General features: G+C 72.8%; 16 protein-coding genes. 12 read left to right on the forward strand and 4 right to left on the reverse strand.

The features are described 5' to 3' along the window. Positions 1–112: 112 nt before the first annotated feature. Together PUR53_RS33405 and PUR53_RS33410 are read left to right on the forward strand one after the other, a co-directional pair. Complete coding sequence (locus PUR53_RS33405; RefSeq protein WP_329897950.1) at positions 113–769, forward strand: DUF4255 domain-containing protein; 657 nt, start codon at positions 113–115, stop codon at positions 767–769. Then, positions 766–2,844, forward strand: coding sequence for an ATP-binding protein (locus tag PUR53_RS33410; RefSeq protein WP_329910748.1), 2,079 nt, complete (start codon positions 766–768; stop codon positions 2,842–2,844). The genes PUR53_RS33405 and PUR53_RS33410 overlap by 4 nt, the downstream gene beginning before the upstream one ends. A gap of 4 nt (positions 2,845–2,848) precedes the next feature. Here PUR53_RS33410 and PUR53_RS33415 read toward each other — a convergent pair whose 3' ends face one another. The 3 genes from PUR53_RS33415 to PUR53_RS48380 all read right to left on the reverse strand — a co-directional run bounded on the left by PUR53_RS33415 (position 2,849) and on the right by PUR53_RS48380 (position 7,944). Then, on the reverse strand, positions 2,849–4,270 hold the full coding sequence (locus tag PUR53_RS33415; protein ID WP_329910749.1) for a ricin-type beta-trefoil lectin domain protein: 1,422 nt from the start codon (positions 4,268–4,270) through the stop codon (positions 2,849–2,851). 96 nt (positions 4,271–4,366) lie between these two features. After that, on the reverse strand, positions 4,367–5,818 hold the full coding sequence (locus tag PUR53_RS33420) for a hydrolase (RefSeq protein WP_329897953.1): 1,452 nt from the start codon (positions 5,816–5,818) through the stop codon (positions 4,367–4,369). Positions 5,819–5,919: 101 nt separating this feature from the next. Beyond that, positions 5,920–7,944, reverse strand: a complete 2,025-nt coding sequence (locus PUR53_RS48380; protein WP_443080389.1) for an eCIS core domain-containing protein — start codon at positions 7,942–7,944, stop codon at positions 5,920–5,922. Positions 7,945–8,179: 235 nt separating this feature from the next. Here PUR53_RS48380 and PUR53_RS33430 point away from each other — a divergent pair, with 235 nt between their 5' ends. From PUR53_RS33430 to PUR53_RS33445, 4 genes are all read left to right on the forward strand, one after another. Beyond that, positions 8,180–9,757 (forward strand): phage tail sheath subtilisin-like domain-containing protein, encoded by a 1,578-nt coding sequence (locus tag PUR53_RS33430; protein ID WP_329897954.1) that lies wholly within the window; start codon positions 8,180–8,182, stop codon positions 9,755–9,757. A 76-nt stretch (positions 9,758–9,833) separates the two neighbouring features. Continuing rightward, positions 9,834–10,277 carry a phage tail protein gene (locus PUR53_RS33435; RefSeq protein ID WP_033526822.1) on the forward strand — a complete coding sequence of 148 codons (444 nt, stop codon included), beginning with the start codon at positions 9,834–9,836 and terminating at the stop codon, positions 10,275–10,277. Then, complete coding sequence (locus tag PUR53_RS33440) at positions 10,277–10,849, forward strand: hypothetical protein (RefSeq protein ID WP_329897955.1); 573 nt, start codon at positions 10,277–10,279, stop codon at positions 10,847–10,849. The genes PUR53_RS33435 and PUR53_RS33440 overlap by 1 nt, the downstream gene beginning before the upstream one ends. Further along, a complete protein-coding gene (locus PUR53_RS33445) occupies positions 10,846–11,004 on the forward strand; it encodes a DUF6760 family protein (protein ID WP_086786782.1) in 159 nt (52 codons plus the stop codon). Before PUR53_RS33440 ends, PUR53_RS33445 begins: the two co-directional genes overlap by 4 nt. Positions 11,005–12,090: 1,086 nt before the next feature. On the opposite strand, the gene PUR53_RS33450 is transcribed toward PUR53_RS33445, so the two are convergent. Further along, positions 12,091–12,456 (reverse strand): hypothetical protein, encoded by a 366-nt coding sequence (locus PUR53_RS33450; RefSeq protein WP_329910750.1) that lies wholly within the window; start codon positions 12,454–12,456, stop codon positions 12,091–12,093. Positions 12,457–14,701: 2,245 nt separating this feature from the next. Between PUR53_RS33450 and PUR53_RS33455 the strand changes: the two genes are divergently transcribed. From PUR53_RS33455 to PUR53_RS33480, 6 genes are all read left to right on the forward strand, one after another. Beyond that, the gene (locus PUR53_RS33455) at positions 14,702–14,857 is read left to right on the forward strand and encodes a hypothetical protein (protein WP_329894582.1); all 156 of its coding nucleotides are present in this window, start codon (positions 14,702–14,704) and stop codon (positions 14,855–14,857) included. 54 nt (positions 14,858–14,911) lie between these two features. Beyond that, positions 14,912–15,337 carry a phage tail protein gene (locus PUR53_RS33460; protein WP_037695699.1) on the forward strand — a complete coding sequence of 142 codons (426 nt, stop codon included), beginning with the start codon at positions 14,912–14,914 and terminating at the stop codon, positions 15,335–15,337. Between the two features lie 16 nt (positions 15,338–15,353). Further along, the gene (locus tag PUR53_RS33465; RefSeq protein WP_329894583.1) at positions 15,354–16,079 is read left to right on the forward strand and encodes a CIS tube protein; all 726 of its coding nucleotides are present in this window, start codon (positions 15,354–15,356) and stop codon (positions 16,077–16,079) included. Next, positions 16,079–17,980 carry a VgrG-related protein gene (locus tag PUR53_RS33470; protein ID WP_329894584.1) on the forward strand — a complete coding sequence of 634 codons (1,902 nt, stop codon included), beginning with the start codon at positions 16,079–16,081 and terminating at the stop codon, positions 17,978–17,980. The genes PUR53_RS33465 and PUR53_RS33470 overlap by 1 nt, the downstream gene beginning before the upstream one ends. 85 nt (positions 17,981–18,065) lie before the next feature. After that, positions 18,066–18,536 carry a GPW/gp25 family protein gene (locus PUR53_RS33475; RefSeq protein ID WP_045563260.1) on the forward strand — a complete coding sequence of 157 codons (471 nt, stop codon included), beginning with the start codon at positions 18,066–18,068 and terminating at the stop codon, positions 18,534–18,536. Further along, on the forward strand, positions 18,536–20,494 hold the full coding sequence (locus PUR53_RS33480) for a putative baseplate assembly protein (RefSeq protein ID WP_329894585.1): 1,959 nt from the start codon (positions 18,536–18,538) through the stop codon (positions 20,492–20,494). The genes PUR53_RS33475 and PUR53_RS33480 overlap by 1 nt, the downstream gene beginning before the upstream one ends. Positions 20,495–20,585 lie beyond the last annotated feature (91 nt).

The raw sequence follows: 20,585 nt of genomic DNA on the forward strand, positions 1-20,585 counted from the left end.
TTGGGCAGCGCACTCTGCCCGCCCGACGTCCCCGGCGCGTCTACAGGCGCGGTGCCCGCGCGGGGCACGATCGGTGCACAGGCATCATCCGACACCGCAGGAGAGCACGACCGTGATCCACGAGGTGGACGAGGTCCTCAAGGGACTGATCGGCGGTGGTGCCCTGGCCGGCTCCGGCATCGACGTCTCCTTCGAGGCCCCGACCCGCGACTGGGCGGCCCGGCGCAACGCGCCCGCCGTCAACACCTATCTGTACGACATCCGTGAGGACGTCTCGCGCCGCCAGCGCGGCCATATGCCGGTCCGCGACGAGCGCGACATCGTCGTACGCCGACGGCAGCCGCCCCGCTGGTTCCGGCTGTCGTACCTGGTGACGGCCTGGACCAAGCAGCCCCAGGACGAACACCGGCTGCTCTCCGCGGTGCTGGCCAACCTGCTGCCGCGCGAGCTGCTGCCCCCGAGCGAACTCCCGGGCGCGCTCGGCGCGCTGGGGCTGTCCGTGCCGCTCTCGGTGGCGGGGCTGCACACCGAGTCGCGGTCCCTCGCCGAGATCTGGTCCGCGCTGGGCGGCGAGCTGAAGCCGTCCCTCGACCTCGTGGTCACCGCGCCGTTCCCGGCCTTCCCCGAGTACGACGCCGGTCCGCCGGTCACCGAGGGGGCGGCGATCCGGGTGCGCGGCATCGACGGCTCCCTGGAGGGCTCGGAGGAACGCGCCCACCGTCCTGGGCAGTTGGCGTCCGCGCCGGTCACCGGGGAGGAGCGGCGGTGACCGTGCACGTCAGCGCGGACGCCGATGGGCTCCTGAGCCGGCTCGCCCGACTGCGGGAACGCGTGGCCGAGTTGGTGGCCGAGCGCGGTGTGGGTGATCCGACGGCGAACGACCCGCTGCGCGGGCTGTACCTGTCCGAGGAGGGCGTACGGCATCTGCTGGAGCCGTCGGCGGGGCCGCACCCGTCCGTCTTCGCCGACCCGGAACCCGGCCGGGGGGCCGCCGCGGACGATCCGTTGGAGGCGCTCGCGGGGCGGCTGGGGCTGACCGAGCTGGACGCGCGGATCCTGCTCATCGCCCTGGCACCCGATCTGGACCGCTCCTACGAGCAGTTGTACGGGTATCTCAACGACGACGTGAGCAGGCGTCGGGCCACCGTCGGGCTCGCGCTCGACCTGTGCGGGCTGCCCGTGCACCTGGCGCGGGCCCGGGCCCGGTTCATGCCCTCGGCACCGCTGAGCGCGCTCGGGCTGCTGACCGTGGAGGACCCCGAACGCCCCTTCCTCGGACGGGGGTTGCGGGTGCCGGACCGGCTGGTCGCCCATCTGCTCGGCGACGACACGCTGGACGCGTCGCTCGTCGGCCACGTCCGTCCGCTCGGGTCGCCGTCGCCGTCGCCGTCGCCGTCGGTGTCGGTGTCGGCGGTGGCGGTGGCGGTGGATCCGCCCGTGCCCGCGCCCGCGTCCGTGGAGGACGGCGGGTTCACGGCGCGGCTGGCCGCCCGGCTCGCCGCTGCTCCGGTGACCGTGCATCTGCGGGAGCACCGTGAGGGCGACGGCCTGCTGCGCGCGGGAGCCGCCCTGCGCGCGGCCGGGGTGGATGCGCTGCACTTCACGCCCCCGGCGGCCGAGGACGAGCTCGCCGCGCTGCTGCCCCGCCTGCTGCGCGAGGCCCGGCTGCGCGGGTGCGCGGTCGTGGTGTCGCCGTTGCCGGAGAAGCCGGGGCCGTTGTTCCGGGCGTTGACGGCGGCCGACGTGACCGTGCTGTTCGTGGGCCCGCAGCCGTACGACCCGCAGTGGTGCGACCGTGATCCGCTGGTCCTCGACGTGCCCCGGCCGCCCGCGGGCGCGGTGGACGCCTGGTCGGCGGCGCTCGGCGCCGGGGCGGACGGGCCGGGTTTCGACCTGGCGGCCACGGTGGCCCCGTACCGGCTCGGCGGTGACCGGATCGAGCGGGCGGCGCGTGCGGCCGTGGACCTCGCGGCGTTCGACGGCACCGAGGTGACCGCGGCCCATCTGCGGCTCGCGGCGCGCCTGCAGTCCGCCTCCGGGCTGGAGCGGCACGCCCGCCGGATCCGCCCCGACGTCGGCTGGGACGACCTCGTGCTGCCCGACAAGCCCCTCGCCCAGCTGCGCGAACTCGCCCTGCGCGCCCGGCATCGCGACCGGGTGCTCGGCGACTGGCGGCTGAGCGCCGGGGGCGGCCGGGGCCGTGGCGTGCTCGGGCTGTTCGCGGGCGAGTCGGGTACCGGCAAGACGCTGTCGGCGGAGGTCGTGGCGGCCGAACTCGGCCTGGACCTCTATGTCGTACAGCTCTCCTCGATCGTCGACAAGTTCGTGGGCGAGACCGAGAAGAACCTGGAGCGGATCTTCAGCGAGGCCGACCGCACCGACGCCGTGCTGCTCTTCGACGAGGCGGACGCGGTGTTCGGCAAGCGCTCGGAGGTCAAGGACGCGCACGACAAGTACGCCAACATGGAGAGCGCCTATCTGCTCCAGCGGCTGGAGTCCTTCGACGGGATCGCCCTGCTGACCACGAATCTGCGGGCCAACATCGACGAGGCGTTCACCCGGCGGCTGGATCTGGTGGTCGACTTCCCGTTCCCGGACGCCGCCCAGCGGCTGGCCCTGTGGCGGCACAGCCTGGCCGCCGTGCCCCGCGCGGACGACACGGATCCGGCGGCGGTCGCCCGCGACTTCGAGCTGGCCGGCGGTTCCATCCGCAGCGCGGTCGTCACCGCCGCCTACGCCGCGGCCGGACGCGGCGGGCCCGTCACCTCCGCCGATCTGCGGGAGGGCGCGGAGCGCGAGTACCGCAAGGCCGGCCGGCTGGTGCCGGGCGAGGGCAACTGGTAGGTGGCTACTTCACGCGCCACTTCTGGTTGGGGGTGCCCGCGCACGTCCACAGCTGGAGGTCCGCGCCGTTGCCGGTGCCGTTGTCCTTCACGTCGACGCACTTGTCGGCCTGCGGGTTGACCAGGTCGCCGTGGACACTGAGCACGAACTGCTGCGCGGGGTTGCCGCTGCACCTGGCCAGCTGGATGACCGCGCCGTCGTCCCGGGAGCCCCACGCCACGTCCATGCACAGGCCGAGGGAGCGGACGGTGCCGTCGCCCCGGAAGTCCCACTTCTGGTTGGCCGAGCCGGCGCAGTCCCAGATCTGGAGGGGGGTGCCGTCCTTGCCCTTGCCGTTCTGCGCGTCCTTGACGTCGACGCAGCGGTTCGAGCCCTGGCCGATGATCGCGAACCCCTTGGCGGCGGACGGCTTCTTCTTCGGCGTCTCCTTGGTGTCCGGTGCCTGGTCCGACCCGGAGCCCGATCCGCCGGAACCGGAACCGGAACCGGAACCGGAGCCGGAGCCCCCGCCCGAACCGGAGCCGGAACCCGGGTCCTCCTCCTCGGGCTGCTCCTCCCGCGCGGGCGCCTCGGGTGTCTCGGAGGGCAGCGGCGCCGCGGAGACGGTGGGCGCGGGGGCCATCGCGGACGGGCTGGCGCTCGGCAGGGCCGTCGTACCGGCCTGCTGGAGGTCGCTCGCGGCGCTGACGACCCTGGGCTGGTAGGCGAACCACAGGGTCACGAAGGTGATCGCCAGCGCCACGGCCACCCCGAGGCAGGTGGCGAGCCAGCCCGGCAGGAACCCCCGCTGGACATAGGTGCCGTCGACGGACTGCGGCGCCACACCCGCCCGTTGGACGGCGAGGGCGTACGGTCTCTCCTCCTTGGACCCGAACCAGATGATCTGCCGGGGCTTCAGCGTGGCCTTCACGAACGCCGCACGGCCGGGCTCGATCTGCACATTGCTCGGATGGATGTCGTACGACAGCTGATCGCCGTTGTCACTGCCGCTGACGGCGGCGGTGACCTTCGTGTTGCCGAGGTTGTCGATGGCGAGCTGCGGGCGGCCCCGCAGGCGTCCCTTCACGGTCGGCGGGACGAGTTCCGCCCGGACCTCCGTGAACGGCGTGATCGTCAGGTTCCCCTCGGGGACGGTCGTCGCCTCCGGGTGCTGCGTCGGGATGATCCGCACCGCGTACGGGTTGGGCCCGGCCGTCGCGTCCGGGGTGCGGGGCGGCGCGAACGTCAGCTCCACCGTGCCCGTCGTCCCCGGGTACAGCCGCAGCGTCTGCGGCTCCACGGTCGTCCACGGCGCCACGTCGCCGACCGGCTCGAACCGGTACTCGTCGACCACGTCACCGGTGTTGCGCAGCCGCAGCCGTACGGTCGTACTGCTCCCCGGGTCCACGGTCGCGGAGGCGGGTTCGAGCGAAGTCCAAAGGCTCACGGAGGGACGCTACGCGACCGCCCGCGTACGGTCAGGAGTCGCCGGGGCAGGACCGGCTGCCCCGACGGACACCCGGCCCCTTCCCCAACGGCCTTGTCACACCGTGAACTTGACGGCTTCCAGCCAGATGCCGTTGTCGAGGGTGCCGCCGAAGATGTAGTGCTCCCCCTCGCCGGGTTTGTCGCAGGCCAGGTTCTGCCAACCCCGGTCCTTCTGGTGGACCGACTGGCAGACCCCGCGGGCGCCCTCGTCGACGTTGATGGTGAAGCCCAGCATGGCGGGGGCGTCCTTCTTGGAGTCACCGATGTAGTTGTCCAGGCCGTCGGGCGCGCCCGACCAGGGCTCGACGTAATGCCCCTGGCCGTTGGTCGAGCCGGGGTTGTGGACGAAGGCCGCGCTGGCGGTGCCGCCCACGCCGGCCACCGCGATGTTGAGCGCGGTGAGCGGCGTGGCTTGGCCGACCGTGCCGGCCGTGTCTCCGTCGCACTCCGGGGCCGTCCAGCCCTTGCCCTTCACGAAGGCGCGGTAGCAGATGTGCCGGCCGCCCGGGTCCGAGGCGGCCAGCTGCCGTACGGCGGTCGCGGCCGTCGGCGCCTTCTTCGGCTTCTCCTCGCCCCCGCCGCCGGATCCGCCGCCCCCGTCGTCACCGCCGCCGCCCCCGCCGTCGGCCTTGGGCTCCTCCGTCTGCGGAGGCGCCGAGGAGACGGCCGGAGGCGAGGGCGTGGGCGGTGCGGGGGCGGACAGGCTCGGCGAGGGCGAGGGCGGCAGCGTGCTGACGGCGGCCTCCCGCAGCTCCGTGGTGGCGCTGACCACCCTGGGCTGGTAGGCGAGCCACAGCGTCAGGAAGGTGATCGCGAGCGCCAGGAAGATGCCGAGGCAGGTGGCGAGCCAGCCGGGCAGGAAGCTCCGCTGCACATAGGTGCCCTCGACGTCGAGCGGTGTCACCCCCGAGCGCTTCACCGCGAAGGTGTAGGGCCGCTCCTCCTTGGACCCGAACCAGATGATCTGCCGGGGCTTCAGCGTGGCCTTCACGAACGCGGCACGGCCGGGCTCGATCTGCACATTGCTCGGATGGATGTCGTACGACAGCTGGTCGCCGTTGTCGCTGCCGCTGACCGACGCGGTGACCTTCGTGTTGCCGAGGTTGTCCACGGCGAGTTTCGGGCGCCCCCGGAACCGCCCCTTGACCGTCGGCGGGACGAGCTCCGCCCGGACCTCCGTGAACGGCGTGATCGTCAGGTTCCCCTCGGGGACGGTCGTCGCCTCCGGGTGCTCGGTCGGCAGGATCCGCACGGCGTACGCGTTCGGTCCGGCCGTCGCGTCCGGCGTGCGCGGCGGCGCGAACGTCAGCTCCACCGATCCCGTCGTCCCCGGGTACAACCGGAGCGTCTGCGGCTCCACGGTCGTCCACGGCGCGATGTCACCGACCGGCTCGAAGCGGTACTCGTCGACCACGTCACCGGTGTTGCGCAGCCGCAGCCGTACGGTCGTACTGCTCCCCGGGTCCACGGTCGCGGAGGCGGGTTCGAGGGAAGTCCAAAGGCTCACCACCGGGACGCTACGGCAGCGCCCCGTGGGCGGGTCAGAGACGCCGGGGCAGCCTTCCCTGCCTCAAGGGGCAGCCTCGGCACCGTTTCACGGCGCGGCGGTCAGCCCTTGCCCTTGACCTTCGTGACGGTGGCGGCGGAGATGTCCACCGAGTTGGGCAGCATCGCCTGCGGGCGCAGCAGGTCGCGCAGCAGGAAGTCCATCAGCTGGGCGCCGCCCATGGCCTTGAGCCGCTGGGCCAACGGCGGGTTGGCCTGCTCGAACCGGATGATCTCCACGATCGCGCGCTCGACCAGCCCGGGGATGATGTCCGAGCCGGCGAGGATGTTCTTGTGGAGGAGTTCGGGCCGTTTGAGCTCCTTCTCCGGCCCGTAGACCATCTCGTCCCCCGGCACCGTGAGCGCGAGCTGCCGCGCGAACATGTGGGCCTGCTGCTCCTCGGGGTCCTGGAGGTGCGAGAAGGCGGTGACCATGTCCGTCAGGGCGTCGCCCTCGACCTGTCCCCGCTTGAACTCACGCACCGGCCGGTGGCCGGCCTGCTTCGCCGCCAACTCCCGCTGACCCGACTTCGCCTTGTGCTCCGGCAGGTCCGGCCGGTTCGCGGGGGCGACGAGCTTGGGGTAGTCGCGCTGGATGAAGTCGCTCAGCATGATCCAGCCCTCGCTCACCAGCCGGTCGATGCCGAGCTCCAACCGGATCTCGCCGAAGCGGGGGGCGCGGTCCGTCTTGCCCCGGGGCTCGATGTAGAAGAAGACGAAGCCGTCGTTGCCGAGGACCAGCTCGTCCACGTTCATGGTGTTGTTCTCGGCGTCGCCCAGCTCCGACTTGGGCTTGAGCTTCTTCTCCGAGGCGAGCATCGCATCGGCCCGCTCCTGCTGGGTGTAGTGGGCGAGGACGCTGTTGCCCAGCTCGTTCTCCAGCTTGGCCCTGACGTCCTTGACCCACGCCTTGCCGCCCGCGCCGCCGATCTCCTTCGTCAGCTCGGCCCGGTTCATCTCCGACATCTCCCGGACGTAACTGGATCCGGACATCCCGAAGTTCACGGTGCTCTGCGCGAACTGCGGGTCCTTCCACATGGTGCCCCGGTCGGTCATGGCCTTGTACGGCGCGGCCGCCGATTCCGGCATCTTCCCGTCGCGCGCGACCTGCCCGCCCACCACGTCCATCTCGGCGCGGACGGCCTCGAGTACCTGCTCCAGGTAGTTGAGGTCGCCGGGGAGCGCGCCCTCACGCAACGGCATGGCGAGCATCTGGAGGTCCGCCAGCTGGGTCAGGCACCGCATCGGGTCGCGGACCGTGGACCGGTCGTAGGCCAGCACGGCCTCCTTCACCGGTGCCACCGCCTCGGAGGCGGGCTTCACCTTGATCCAGCCGGCGAGGCGCCCGGCCAGCGTCTTCGCGGGGGCGTTCGCCACGCTCTCCAGCGTCTCGTGCCCCTTGCGCTGGACCGTGGGCCCGCACTGGACCGTGGGCCCGCGCTGGACCGTAGGCTCGGCCGACGCGCTCGGCGCTTCCGCGCGCGACGGGCCGTCGGTGGCCCGCTGCACGGAGGCGGGCCCGCCCATCACCCGCCGGGCGGTGGCCTCCGCCTCCTTCTCGGCCCAGTCGGAGGGGTCGGAGACGCGCAGGCCGGAACCGTCGTCGGTGCCGGGCACCGCGCCGCGCCGCTGCTGGCGGACGTGGTCCAGTTCATGGGCGAGGGTGTGCTTGTCCCGGCCGTCCCACACCACGTGGGAGCCGGAGGTGTACGCCCGCGCCCCGATCTCCGCCGCGGACCGTTGCGCCACGGTGTCGGTGTGGACGCGTACGCCGCTGAAGTCCTCGCCGTCGAACCGGCTCTCCATCTCGGTGCGCAGCGCGGTGTCCAGGGGCTGCCCGGAGGTGCTCAGAACCTGGTGCACGGCGGAGCGCTGCACCGGGGCGTCGTGGCCGCAGCCCGCGCCGTGCCGGTGGCGCTCCTCCTCGACGGCGCGGGCCACGGCCGCGTTGCCCGCGGCGCGTTGCAGGGCCAGGAGCGTCGCGGTGGGTCCCTGCGGCGGCACGCGGCCGGGCACGCGGGCGGCTCCCGCCCGGCCCCGCTCCCGCCCGGCTCGCTCCCTGTCGGCCGCTCCGTTCTGCGCGCGCACCGGTTCTCCTCGGCTCGACGACAGCTGCTCCGGTCGACCAGGCTCACCGGGCCGGGCCCCGCCCGGAAGGTACTCGGGGGCAGCCAAGGGGGCAGAGGGAGCCTCGATTGCCCCCGGGCGTGCCCCTGCGGGCAACGACACTGCCCCCGTCCCGGCCCTCCGGGACGTTTCGAGCGACGCGCTTCGCGCGTGAGGGTGAGAGGCGACCTGTCTCGTACCCCAAGGAGAGCAGAGCATGCCGTCCTACCTGTCGCCGGGCGTCTACGTCGAGGAGGTGGCCAGCGGCTCGCGTCCCATCGAGGGTGTGGGCACCTCGGTGGCCGCCTTCGTCGGCCTGGCCCCGACCGGTCCGCTGAACGAGCCGACCCTGGTGACCAACTGGTCCCAGTTCGTCGCGGCGTTCGGCGAGTTCACCGACGGTTACTACCTCGCGCACTCGGTGTACGGGTTCTTCAACAACGGCGGCAGCGCCGCGTACGTGGTCCGCGTCGGCGGCACGGCCCAGGACGGCGCGTCCGCCGGCTCTCCGGCCGCCGTGACGGGGTCCGCCGCGCCGGCCGCGCTCCCGCCGGGCGAGCCGAAGCAGCTGGGCACGTTCAGTGTGACCGCCATCGCGGGCGGTTCGCTGAGCGTCGAGGTCGCCGACCCCGAGGGCGAGGGTCCCGCCGAGCGCTTCAAGCTGATCGTCAAGGACGGCGACAAGCCGGTCGAGACCTTCGACGTGACCGCCAAGAAGGGCGGCCGCAACTACGTCGTCACCCAGGTCAAGGAGCGCTCCAAGCTCATCACGGTCACGGAGACGGCGCCGGCCGCGCAGCTCGTCCGCCCCGACAACCAGACCGTCGCCCTCGCGGCCCCCGCCGCCCCGGCCGCCGTCACGCCCACCGGCACCGACGACGCCCACCCCGGCCCGGCCGAGTACCTCGGCGACTCCGCCGACCGCACCGGCTTCGGCGGCCTGGAGGCCGTGGACGAGATCTCCATGGTCGCGGTGCCCGACCTGATGGCCGCCTACCAGCGCGGCGCGATCGACCTGGAGGCCGTCAAGGCCGTCCAGCTCGGTCTGATCGCGCACTGCGAGCTGATGGGCGACCGGGTCGCCGTCATCGACCCGCCGCCCGGCCTCAACGCCCGGCAGATCCGCGTCTGGCGCCAGGAGACCGCGGGCTACGACTCCAAGTACGCGGCCCTCTACTACCCCTGGATCAAGGTCTTCGACCCGGCCAGCGGCCAGTCCCGTGTCATCCCGCCGAGCGGCCACGTCGCCGGTGTCTGGGCCCGCAACGACTTCGAGCGCGGTGTACACAAGGCGCCCGCCAACGAGGTCGTACGCGGCGCGGTGGACCTGGAACTCCAGATCACCCGGGGCGAGCAGGACCTGCTCAACCCCATCGGCGTCAACTGCATCCGTGCCTTCCCGGGCCGCGGCATCCGCGTCTGGGGCGCCCGCACCATGTCGTCCGACCCGGCGTGGCGCTACCTGAACATCCGCCGGTACTTCAACTACCTGGAGGAGTCGATCCTGATCGGCACCCAGTGGGTGGTGTTCGAGCCGAACGACCACGCGCTGTGGGCCCGGATCCGGCGCAACGTCTCCGCGTTCCTCGTCAACGAGTGGCGCCAGGGCGCCCTGTTCGGCCAGCGGCCCGAGGACGCGTACTACGTCAAGTGCGACGAGGAGACCAACCCGCCGGAGTCGGTCGACCTCGGCCGGGTCATCTGCGAGATCGGTATCGCCCCGGTGAAGCCCGCCGAGTTCGTGATCTTCCGGCTGGCCCAGTTCTCCAGCGGCAGCGGGGAGCTGGAGGAGTAGGCCGTCGCCGGTCCGCGCCCCCGTTCTTTCGCTGAAGCCCCTTGCCCCCCTGCCCCCTTAGAAGGACACAGAACAGATGAGTCTCGCGCCGGGTGACGCCCTTACTTCACACAATTTCGGCCTGCAGATCGACGGGGTGATGGTCGAGTACCTCGCGGAGGTCAGCGGCCTCACCCTCGAACAGGACGTCATCACGTACCAGCAGAACTCCGCCCAGGGCCGGCCCGAGGTCAATCTTCTGCCCGGTGTGCAGAAGAACGGGCAGTGCACGGTGGTCCGCGGTATGACCCAGTCGGCCGCGTTCAACACGTGGATCAACGACTCGATCAACGGTCAGATGGGCTCGGCGCGGAAGAACGCGTCGATCATCATGATGGATTATCAGAACAATCCGGTGAAGCGGTACAACATGCGCAACGCCTGGTGCAGCAAGATCGACGCGAGCACCCTCAAGGCGGGTGAGGCGTCCGCGCTCACCGAGACCGTGACCATCGTCTTCGAAGAACTGGTCATCGAGTAATGCGGCGCACGGCTGGCAGGGCGGGCGCGGGCTCGATCGTGGACGTACCGGGTACGGGGGCGGCGGTTCCGGGTTCGGGAGCGGCGGTTCCGGAGCAGGTGGCGGGGCCGGGAGCGGCTGCGGCCGCTCCCGGTTTCGCCCCCATGCCCGCCTCCGCCGCCGCTCCCGCGCCGACCCCGGCCGTCGCGCCGGTGGCGCAGCGGCTGCGGACGGAGTTCCCGTTCGAGCTGCCGCGCGGCTACGTCGACGAGGCGGGGAACGTCCACCGGGAGGGCGTGATGCGTCTCGCCACCGCCCGGGACGAGTTGATCCCGCTCCGCGACGTCCGGGTGCAGGAGAACCCGGCGTATCTGTCGGTCGTGCTGCTCGGCCGGGTCATCACCCGGCTGGGCAATCTGCCGATGGTCCACGACGGGATCGTGGAGAACATGTTCGCCTCCGACCTCGCGTTCCTCCAGGACTTCTACCGGCAGGTCAACGCGGAGGGCCACACCCGTGCGGCCGTGGAGTGCCCCCACTGCTCCGAGCCCTTCGAGGTCGAACTCGGCGGGAGCCGCCTGGGGGAATCGTGACGTACGCGACCGACCGGCTGCACGAGGAGATCGCGTACGTCGCCTTCCACTTCCACTGGAGCTTCGAGGAGATCCTCGACCTCGAACACCACGACCGCCGCCGCTACACCGAACAGATCGCGTCCCTCGTGACACGGGGCGGGTCGGAGGGCTGAACACGTGGGCTTCATGGATCGCCTACGGGGCGCCGCCACGTCGGCGGCGCGCCGGGGCGGGGGTGCGTCGGGCGACGCGGGTGCCGGGGGTGCGTCGGGTGACGTGGGTGCCGTGGGCGCGCCGGGTGACGCGAGTGGCGGGACCGGTTTGGGAGTTGGGGGCGGCTCGGGGGTCGGGCGCGAGGCGAGCGCTGGGGCCGATGCGGGTGCCGGCGGCGGCTCGGGGGTCGGTGCGGCTTCGGTCGGTGTGGGTGTTTCCGGCGGTGGCTGGGAGGGGCTGGGTCCGATTCAGCGGGCCACCGGGGGGCGGGCCGCTGTCGCGGACGCCGGGTTCAGCGGTCGGTTGAGCACCTGGCAGAACCCGTCCTTCACCGGGACCCTGTCCCACGCCGTGCTACCCGGCGCGCCGGGCGGTCTGGTCAGGAACGTCCTCACCACGTCGGCGGTACCCGTCGCCGGCCTGGAACTGCCTTCGCGCACCCTGCCGGTGGCGAACGACGAGCCAGAGGCCCCGGCCTCCGGCTCCGCTTCTTCCCCGTCCACGTCCGCCGGCCCTCTGCCTGTACGGCGAGCCCCGTACGAGGTCACACCGTCGCGCCCGTCCGGCCCCCGGGTCACCCCCGCACCGCCCCACGCCACTCGTCGAACCCCGTTGACCAAGGCACCCGCCGCACCGGCCGTCCAGCGCCGGACACTTCCGACGTCACGACCACAGGTTTCCGGGCCCGCTGGGGCACCAGGGGGTACGAACTCGGGGCCGACGGCTGCGAGCGGTGCCTCGTCCGAACGTCCGGTGCCTGGGCCGACGGCCTCGGGGGCTACGCCGCCGGTGCGTATGGCAGCGGACGGCTCCTCGTCCGGGCACACGGCTTCCGGTGGCTCCGCGTCACCAGGTCCGGCGTCGGGTGCTGCGTCGGGGGGTACGGCATCCACGGGGAGCGGGGCGGACTCGGGTACGGGTCCGGTCGCCGCGTCGGGCAGCACGCCTCGGGCAACGGCGCCTGTCACTACGACTGTCGGGGGCGAGGGCCCTGCGGGCGGCTCAGCCGACACCGCCTCCTCCGTCAACACCACCGCCGCGCCCGGTCACTCGGCGCCCACCATCCAGCGGGCGACACGCGACACCGCCGCCGGTACGACACCGAACGCGGGCCGCGTGTCTGCGAACTCGGGCCGTACGGCGTCGAGTTCCGGTGGTACGGCGTCGAGCTCCGGCAGTACGACGTCGAGCTCCGGTCGTACGGCCTCGAACCCCGCCGACGCGACGACGAACCCCGGACGTACGGCATCGAACCCCACCAGCGCGACGACGAACCCCGGCCGTACGACCGCGGCCTCCGCCGGTACGGTGCCCAACTCCGCCGGCACGGTGCCCAACTCCGCCGGCACGTCAGCGAACCCCCGCCGCACAGCGGGCGACCGGGCCGGTATCGCGCCCCCGTCCAGCGCCACGGCCAACCTCCCCGGGGGAGGCCCCGCATCCCCCGGACGCGGAGAGGCCAGCGTCCAGCGAGCAGCGACCGGCTCCAAGGCCACGCCAGTCAACCCCACCGGCACGGGCACCGGCCCCGGCGCACCCGCACGCGGCAACGACAGCGTCCAACGGACAGTCACCGGCCCCACCACCACGCCAGCCACCCCCGCCAGCACGGGCACCGGAACCGGCGCACCCGCACGCGGCAAATCCAGCGTCCAACCGACAGTCACCAGCCCCACCACCACGCCAGCCACCCCCGCCAGCACGGGCACCGGAACCGGCGTCGCCGGGCGCGACAAAGACAGCCTCCAATCAACAGCGACCGGCCCCAAAGCCAAGCCAGCCAACCCCGCCAGCACAGGGACCGGGCCCGGCGCACCCGCACGCGGCAACGACAGCGTCCAACGGACAGTCACCGGCCCCACCACCACGCCAGCCACCCCCGCCAGCACAGGCGCCCACCCCGCCGCCCGCGCACTCGGCGAAGTCACCACCCAGCGGGCGGTGGCCGGGGACCGTGCCGGGTCTGGTGAGTCCAGCGGTACGGGGGCCGGGCCCGGCGTGCCCGGACGCTTCGAGGGCGCTGTCCAGCGTGCAGCGACCGAGGCCGGCACCACGGCTGCCAACGCCTCCGGTGCGACCACCGGGCCCACAGGCACCCGCACCGCCCCTGCCCACGCCCCGACGCCCCCCCGCCAACAACACACAGACGCCGACGTCCAACCGACAGCGACCGGCTCGCGCACCACCTCAGCCAACCCCACCGGCACCCGCACCACCCCTGCCCACACCCCGGCCACCCCCGGGCACTCCGAGCTCAACGTCCAACGGACAGCGACCGGGGCATCGGACGGCGCTCGCGGAGCAACCGTCCGCCCTGGTGGCACGTCGGCCGACGGCCGCCCGTCCAGTGCCGGTGTCGGTGTCGGTGTCGGTGTCGGCAACCCTGGGGCCACCGCACCCCGGACCACGACGGCTGACGGCATCACTCCCGGCGGCACGGGCACCCCGTCGGCCGACGTCCAGCGCTCAGCGATCCGCCCCAGCGCCACACCGGCCACGCCCGGCCCCGACAACCCCGTCAACTCCCGTACGGCCACCGACCCCTCCCCCGTGCAGCGAGCGACGGTCGCCCCCAGCCGTACCGCAGCCGCCCCGCCCACCCGCAGCGCGGCCGACACCAGCCAGCGAACGACGACCGACCCCCGTGCCACGGCCCCCACCTCCGGTACCGGTACGCCCGTTGGACCCGTCCAGCGGAGCACCCTCGCCCCCACACGGCGCATAGGCCTCGGCACCCCCACCTCGGGCCCCGTGCCGCCCACACCCCCGGCGCCCCCGACGCAGCCCACCGCCACTCCCCCTCCCACCCCCCGTCAGCGACCCCTGCTCGGCGCCCCCCTCACCACCCCTCCCGACGACGCGAAGCCCCTGGCCGGGCGCCCGACCCCCAGCACCCGCCCCTCGCCCGTACAGCGAGCGACGGCACCGCACGGGCCCACACCGGCGGCTCCACCCGTCCCCCTGACCACCCCCGGCCCCGCCCAGGCCCGCCCTGAAGGGGCGCGGGGAACTGCGCGACCAGCCACGTACGGCCCGCAGCCGCCCCACACCCCGACCCGGCACACACCCGAACGAACCAGCGCACCGACGGCCCCCGCGGAGCCGAAGGCCCCGTCCGCCCCATCCACGCCCTCGGCCCTGTCCGCGCCCTCCGCCCTTCCCGCACCCCTCACCGCCGTGCGCCCCCTCACCCCCACCCGTGCCCTCACCTCGGCCCTGCCCGCGCCCACCGCACCCCCCGCAGCCCAGCGTCAGGCCCCCCGGCCCGCCGTACCCCTGCGCCGCCCCGCGACCCCCGGTGCCGGCCCCGCCGTACAACGCCTCACCACGGGCAAGCCCGCCTCCCCCACGACACCCCCGCAGGCACAGCGAGCACCGCAGAAGCCGACCCCCCTCCCCGCCCGCCCGGTGGTACAACGCCAAGCCCCCACGCCACCCGCACCCCCCATCACCCCCCAGGCACCCACCCCGCCCCCTGCCGCACCCACACCCACACCCGCACCCGCACCCGCACCCGCACCCGCACCGATCCAGCGAGCCCCGGAGACCCCCCTCCGCCCCAGCCCCGCCACCACAACCACCGCCACGAGCACAGCCACAGCCACAGCCACCGCTCACCGCACCGCGTCGGCCGACCCCCCGCCCCCCTACTCGGCAGTGGACGGCGCAGCCCCGTTCGACCCCCGGTCCCTCACCGACTTCCAACTGGACGAGCTGACCCACAAACTCATCGGCCGCATCACCCGCCTCGTCCGCACCGAACTCCGCCTCGACCGCGAACGCATCGGCAAACTCCGCGACCCCCGCCACTGACCCCGCCCCTGCCACCACCACCGCAACAGACCCCCGTCCGCAGAAAGGCCCCCGATGCCCCGCGATCTCGACCCGGGCTCCACCATCTTCTTCACCCTGACGATCGACGGCGAGAGCCTCGGTTACTTCAACGGGTGCGAGGGGCTGTCCTCGACGGTGGAGATCGAGCACCGCCAGGAGGGCGGGAACAACGGGTTCGTCTGGCAGTTCCCGTCGCGCGTGACGTTCTCGAACATCCGGCTGACGAGGCCGCTCACCCCGGACACGGCGAAGGTCGCGGCGTGGATCTCGTCCGTGGCGACGGGCGTGAAGCGTCCGACCGCCCAGATCGCGGCGCTGCGCGCGGACGGCTCGGAGGTGGCGCACTGGGGCCTGATCGACGTCCTGCCGGTGAGCTGGCAGGGGCCGTCCCTGGACCCGGCGAACCCGAGCGTGGCGACCGAGGTCCTGGAGATCACGCACCACGGATTCACGGACTGAGGGCGGGGGACGGATCATGGCGAAAGGCAGCAAGGGCGGCGCGGGCAAGAGCCTCGTGCGGGCCACCCTGGCCATCCACGAGCCGCCAGTTGGGACGAGTACGACCCCCGGCGGTCTGATCAGGACGTTCAGCTTCGAGTTCAACCCGGCGGAGCTGACGCTGCGCCAGGGCGCCCAGTGGAAGACCACGATCAGCGCGGCCGTGCGCGACGGAGCCCTGCCGGAGTTCATGGGGCCCGAGGCCCGGCAGATGAACGTCGAGATCTTTCTCGACTCGTCGGCCAAGCCGAGCGGCACCACGGTGCTGAAGAAGGTGGAGTCGCTGCTGTCGTGCTGCGAGGTCACCGCCAAGAGCCTCGCGGCGAAGCAGCCGTCGCCGCCCTGGGTGGTGTTCCAGTGGGGGTCGTTCTCGACGGCCCGCTTCACGGCGTACGTCAGTTCCGTGGACGTCACGTACTCCCTGTTCGGGACGACCGGCGTGCCGATCCGGGCCACCTGCCGGCTGTCGCTGCACGAGATCCCCAGCAACACCAAGGGGCAGAACCCGACGTCGGGCGCGCTGACCGCGCGGAGTGTGCACCGGGTCGTCGCGGGCGACTCGCTGCAGTCGCTGGCGTGGCGGGAGTACGGCAACGCGTCCGCGTGGCGGGCGATCGCGGAGGCCAACGACATCGACGATCCCACCCGGCTGCCCACCGGCATCGAACTCGTCCTGCCGGCCGCCGAGGAGGTCGGTTTCTGATGGTGAAGCCGTCCTTCTCCAACGTCATCCACGTCACCCTCGACGGCGCGAAACTGCCGACGGAGTACGCCGATCTACTGGTCGGCGGCTGGGTCGACCTCGGGGCCGGGGTGCCGGGCGCGTTCCGGCTCACCTTCCGGGACCCGCACGGGCTGCTGCTGGGCAAACTGAACGTCAGGTTCGGCACCAAGGTCGTCATCGCGCCCGTCGCCGACGGACAGGGTGCGGGCACCCCGCTGCTCACCGGCGAGGTCACCGGCATGGAGACCGACTACGACGGCACCGGCACCTTCACCGTCGTGCGCGGCTACGACCCGGGGCACCGGCTGATGCGGGTGCGCAGGGTGGCGGCGTACCGCAATCAGACGGCCTCCGACATCGCCCGCAAGCTGGCCGGGATGAACGGCATCCCGGTCGGGCAGGTGCAGGGCACCAAGACGGTCTACGACTTCATCTCGCAGTCCAACGTGACGGACTGGGACTTCCTGGCGCGGCTCGCCGACGAGAACGAGATGGTGATGTCGCTGGACTCGGAGGGGAAGTTCCAGTTCGTCAAGCCGAAGCCGGCGTCCGGCGCGCCCCCGACGAGCACCCCCGGCGAGAAGAGCCCGTTCGTGCTCCAGGCCGGGGTGGACATCCTGCGCTGCCGGGCCGCCGTCACGGCCGCCGACCAGGTCGGCCGGGTCGAGGCGCGCGGCTGGAACGTCACGACGAAGAAGAAGCTCACGGCGACCACCCCGGCCAACGCCAACCCCGGTATCTCCATCGGCACCACCCCGCAGAAGGCGGCGGGCGCCTTCAAGGCCACGAAGCTGGTGGAGACCGACACGCCGTACGACCTCCAGACCGAGGTCACGCACGCCGCCGGCTCCCTCGCAGACGACATCACCTCGTCCTTCGCCGAGCTGGAGGTCACCGTGCGCGGCAACCCGAAGCTGCGGCCCGGGGTGCCGGTCACGCTCACCGAGGTGGGCACCCCGTTCGAGGGCAAGTACACCTGCACCTCCGTGCGGCACTCCTTCGGCGACGGCAGCCACTACGAGACCTGGGTGACCGTCAGCGGACGGCAGTGGCGCTCCCTGTTCGGCCTGACCTCGGGCGGCACCTCCGCCTCGCCCCGGCTGCCGAGTGTGGCCAACGCCCTGGTCACCGACGTACAGGATCCGCTGAAGCAGGGCCGGGTGAAGCTCCAGTTCCCGTGGCTGGACGACACGTACGTCAGCGACTGGACGCGGACCGTGCAGATGGGCGGCAAGGGCGGCGGCGGGATCTTCCCGCTCGACGTCGGCGACGAGGTGCTGGTCGCCTTCGACCGGGGCGCCCTCGACCACCCGTTCGTGATCGGCGGTCTCTACAACGGCGTCGACAAGCCGACGCCCGTGAAGGACGTGTGGCTGCACGACCCGGTGAAGAAGAAGGCGATCCGGCACACCCTGTCGGACCGCGAGGGCAACCGGGTCGACCTGCTCAGCCAGCAGACCGGCCTGCGCAAGCAGGGCGTACGGATCGCCAGCGGCAACGACCGGCTGATCATCAACCTGGACCGGACGAAGACCGAGATCACGGTGGACAGCAAGGGCGCCGTCAGCATCACGGGCGGCACCTCGGTGTCCGTGAAGGCGGGCACCGATCTGACGCTGAGCGCGCTGCGGTCCGTGACCATCCGCAGCGGCGGCCCCCTCAACCTCCAGGGGCAGGGCATGGTCGGCCTGAGGTCGCTGGGCGGCGCCGTCAACATCAACGCGGTCGGCGCCCTCTCCATGAACGCGGCGGGCGCCGCGACGCTCAGCGCGGCCGGGACCGTGCAGATCAACGCCGTCGGCCAGGCGGCGCTGCGCGCGGCCAACGTCGACATCACGGGCATCGTGCTGGTCAACAAGAAGCCGTACCCGATCCCGTGACGGCCGTCGTCCGCACCTCCCCACGTCCACACATCCACACGTCCGCCGAGCAGTCGTACGTTCCAGAAAGAGGGGTGGCCCGCTGATGGCCGAGCAGTTCGTCGGATCCGGCTGGGCGTTCCCGCTGCGCATCGGGCCCACCGGGGGCATCGCCCTGGTCAGCGGAGAGCGCGAGGTCGAGGAGGCCATCCGGCTCGTCCTGGCCACCGCGCCGGGCGAGCGGCCGATGCGCCCGGAGTTCGGCTGCGCCATCCACGACCTGGTGTTCGCGCCGGTCAACGAGGCCACCGCCGGCCGGATCCAGCACGAGGTGTACGCGAGCCTCGACCGCTGGGAGCCGCGGATCGAGGTGACCGACGTCGAGGTGACGGCGGGCGCCGACCAGGGCGTCCTCTTCATCGACGTCCGCTACTCGATCCGGGGCACCAACAACCCGCGCAGCCTGGTCTTCCCGTTCTACGTCATCCCCTCCCACGACGAGCCGGACCTGGCCCCCGGAGGTTCCGAGGGCTCCGACCGTCCCGACTTTCCCGACCGTCCCGAAAGCGACCGCTGATGGCCCTGCCCTCCCCGAACCTCGACGACCGCCGCTTCCAGCAGTTCGTCGACGACGCCAAGCGCTACATCCAGCAGCGGGCCCCGGAGTGGACCGACCACAACGTCTCCGACCCCGGCGTCACCCTGGTGGAGACGGTCGCCCACATGGCGGACCAGATCGTCTACCGGCTCAACCGGGTGCCGGAGAAGAACCATCTGGCGTTCCTGGACCTGGTGGGCATCACCCTGTTCCCGCCGTCGGCCGCCCGCACGGACGTGACGTTCTGGCTGTCGGCGCCGCAGGAGGAGCCGGTGCCGCTGCCGGTGGGCACCGAGGTCGCGACGGTGCGCACCGAGAGCGAGGAGGCGGTGGTCTTCACCACCGAGCGCGAACTGGACGTCGTGCCCTGCGCGTTGCGGCATCTGGTGACCCAGCGCCCGGGTGAGCCGGTGGCCGACCGGACCTCCGACCTCGCCGAGGGCAAGGACCTGATGTGCTTCGCCGAGTCCCCGCGGCCCGGCGACTGCATGCTGTTCGGGCTGACGGCCGCCGTGCCGCACTGCGCGGTCGTGCTGGAACTGGACAGCGTGGTCGACGGTGTCGGCGTGGACCCCCGCCAGCCGCCGCTGGTCTGGGAGGCGTGGACCGAGGACGGCTGGACGGAGTGCGAGGTCGACCGCGACGGCACGGGCGGCCTGAACCGTCCGGGCGAGGTCGTCCTGCACATGCCCGGCGGGCACACCCTGTCCCGCACCGGCGGCCAGGAGGCCGGCTGGCTGCGCTGCCGGGTCACCGACCCCCTGCCCGGCCAGCCCTTCTACACCACCTCGCCGACCGTCCGCGCCGCCGAGGCCTTCACCATCGGGGGCACCACCAGCGTCGTCCACGCCGAGACCGTGTACGACGAGGCGCTCGGCGAGTCCACCGGCCTGCCCGGACAGCGGCTGCGCCTCGCGCACTTCCCCGTGGTCGGCGACACCCCGCCCGTGCTGCTCCAGACCGCCGAGCACGACGGCTGGACCGACTGGGATGTCGTCCCGTCGTTCGCCGCGTCCACCTCCTACGACCGCCACATCACCCTGGATCCGGCCACCGGCGAGATCGCCTTCGGCCCGGCGGTACGGGAACCCGACGGCAGCCTGCGCCAGTACGGGGCCGTCGCGCCCAAGGGGTCCGTCATCCGCGCGGTGCGCTACCGCACCGGCGGGGGCCGGGCCGGCAACGTGGCCCGGGGCGCCATCCGGGTTTTGCGCACCTCCGTGCCGTACGTCTCCGAGGTCGTCAACCGGGAGGCCGCGCGCGGCGGTGTCGACGCGGAGACCGTGGAGGAGGCGAAGGTCCGGGCGCCGATCACCCTGCGCGCCCAGGAACGCGCGGTGACCCTGCGCGACTACGAGGAGCTCGCCCGCCGCGCGGCCCCCGAGACCGCCCGCATCACCTGCCTGGAGGGCGAGGAGGGTGAGCACGGGGCGTACGCGGTACGGGTGTTGGTGGTGCCCCAGGCGGTGCCGGACCCGGGCGGCCGCCTGCGCTTCGAGCAACTCGTCCCCGGAGACGCCCTGTTGCGCCGTATCACCCGCCACCTGGACGAACGCCGCCTGATCGGCACGCGGTTGGCCGTCGGCCCGCCCTTCTACCAGGGCGTCACGGTCGTCGCCACGCTGCACGCCTTCCGGGGCGTGGACACCGACCGGGTCCGCCGCCAGGCCCACGACGCGCTCTACCGCCACCTCGACCCGCTGACCGGCGGCGCCGACGGCCGGGGCTGGCCCTTCGGCCGCCCCGTCCAGTCCGGCGAGGTCTTCGCCGTCCTCCAGCGCGTCCCCGGCGTCGAACTCGTCGACGACGTCCAGCTCCACCCCGCCGACCCCCTCACCGGCAAACGCGGCGACCCCACCAACCGCATCGACCTCTCACCCCCGTCCCTGGTGTTCTCGTTCGACCACCGGGTCCGCGTGATCGGGGACAAGCAGTGAGGGCCCTCTATCGCGCCGCGCAGCCCCGCATCGGGGCGCAGCCCCGAAAGGGGCGCGGGGAACTGCGCGACCAGCCACGCACAACCCGCAG

It is taken from the genome of Streptomyces sp. SP18BB07 (genome assembly GCF_036322545.1).
Lineage (GTDB): Bacteria > Actinomycetota > Actinomycetes > Streptomycetales > Streptomycetaceae > Streptomyces > Streptomyces deccanensis.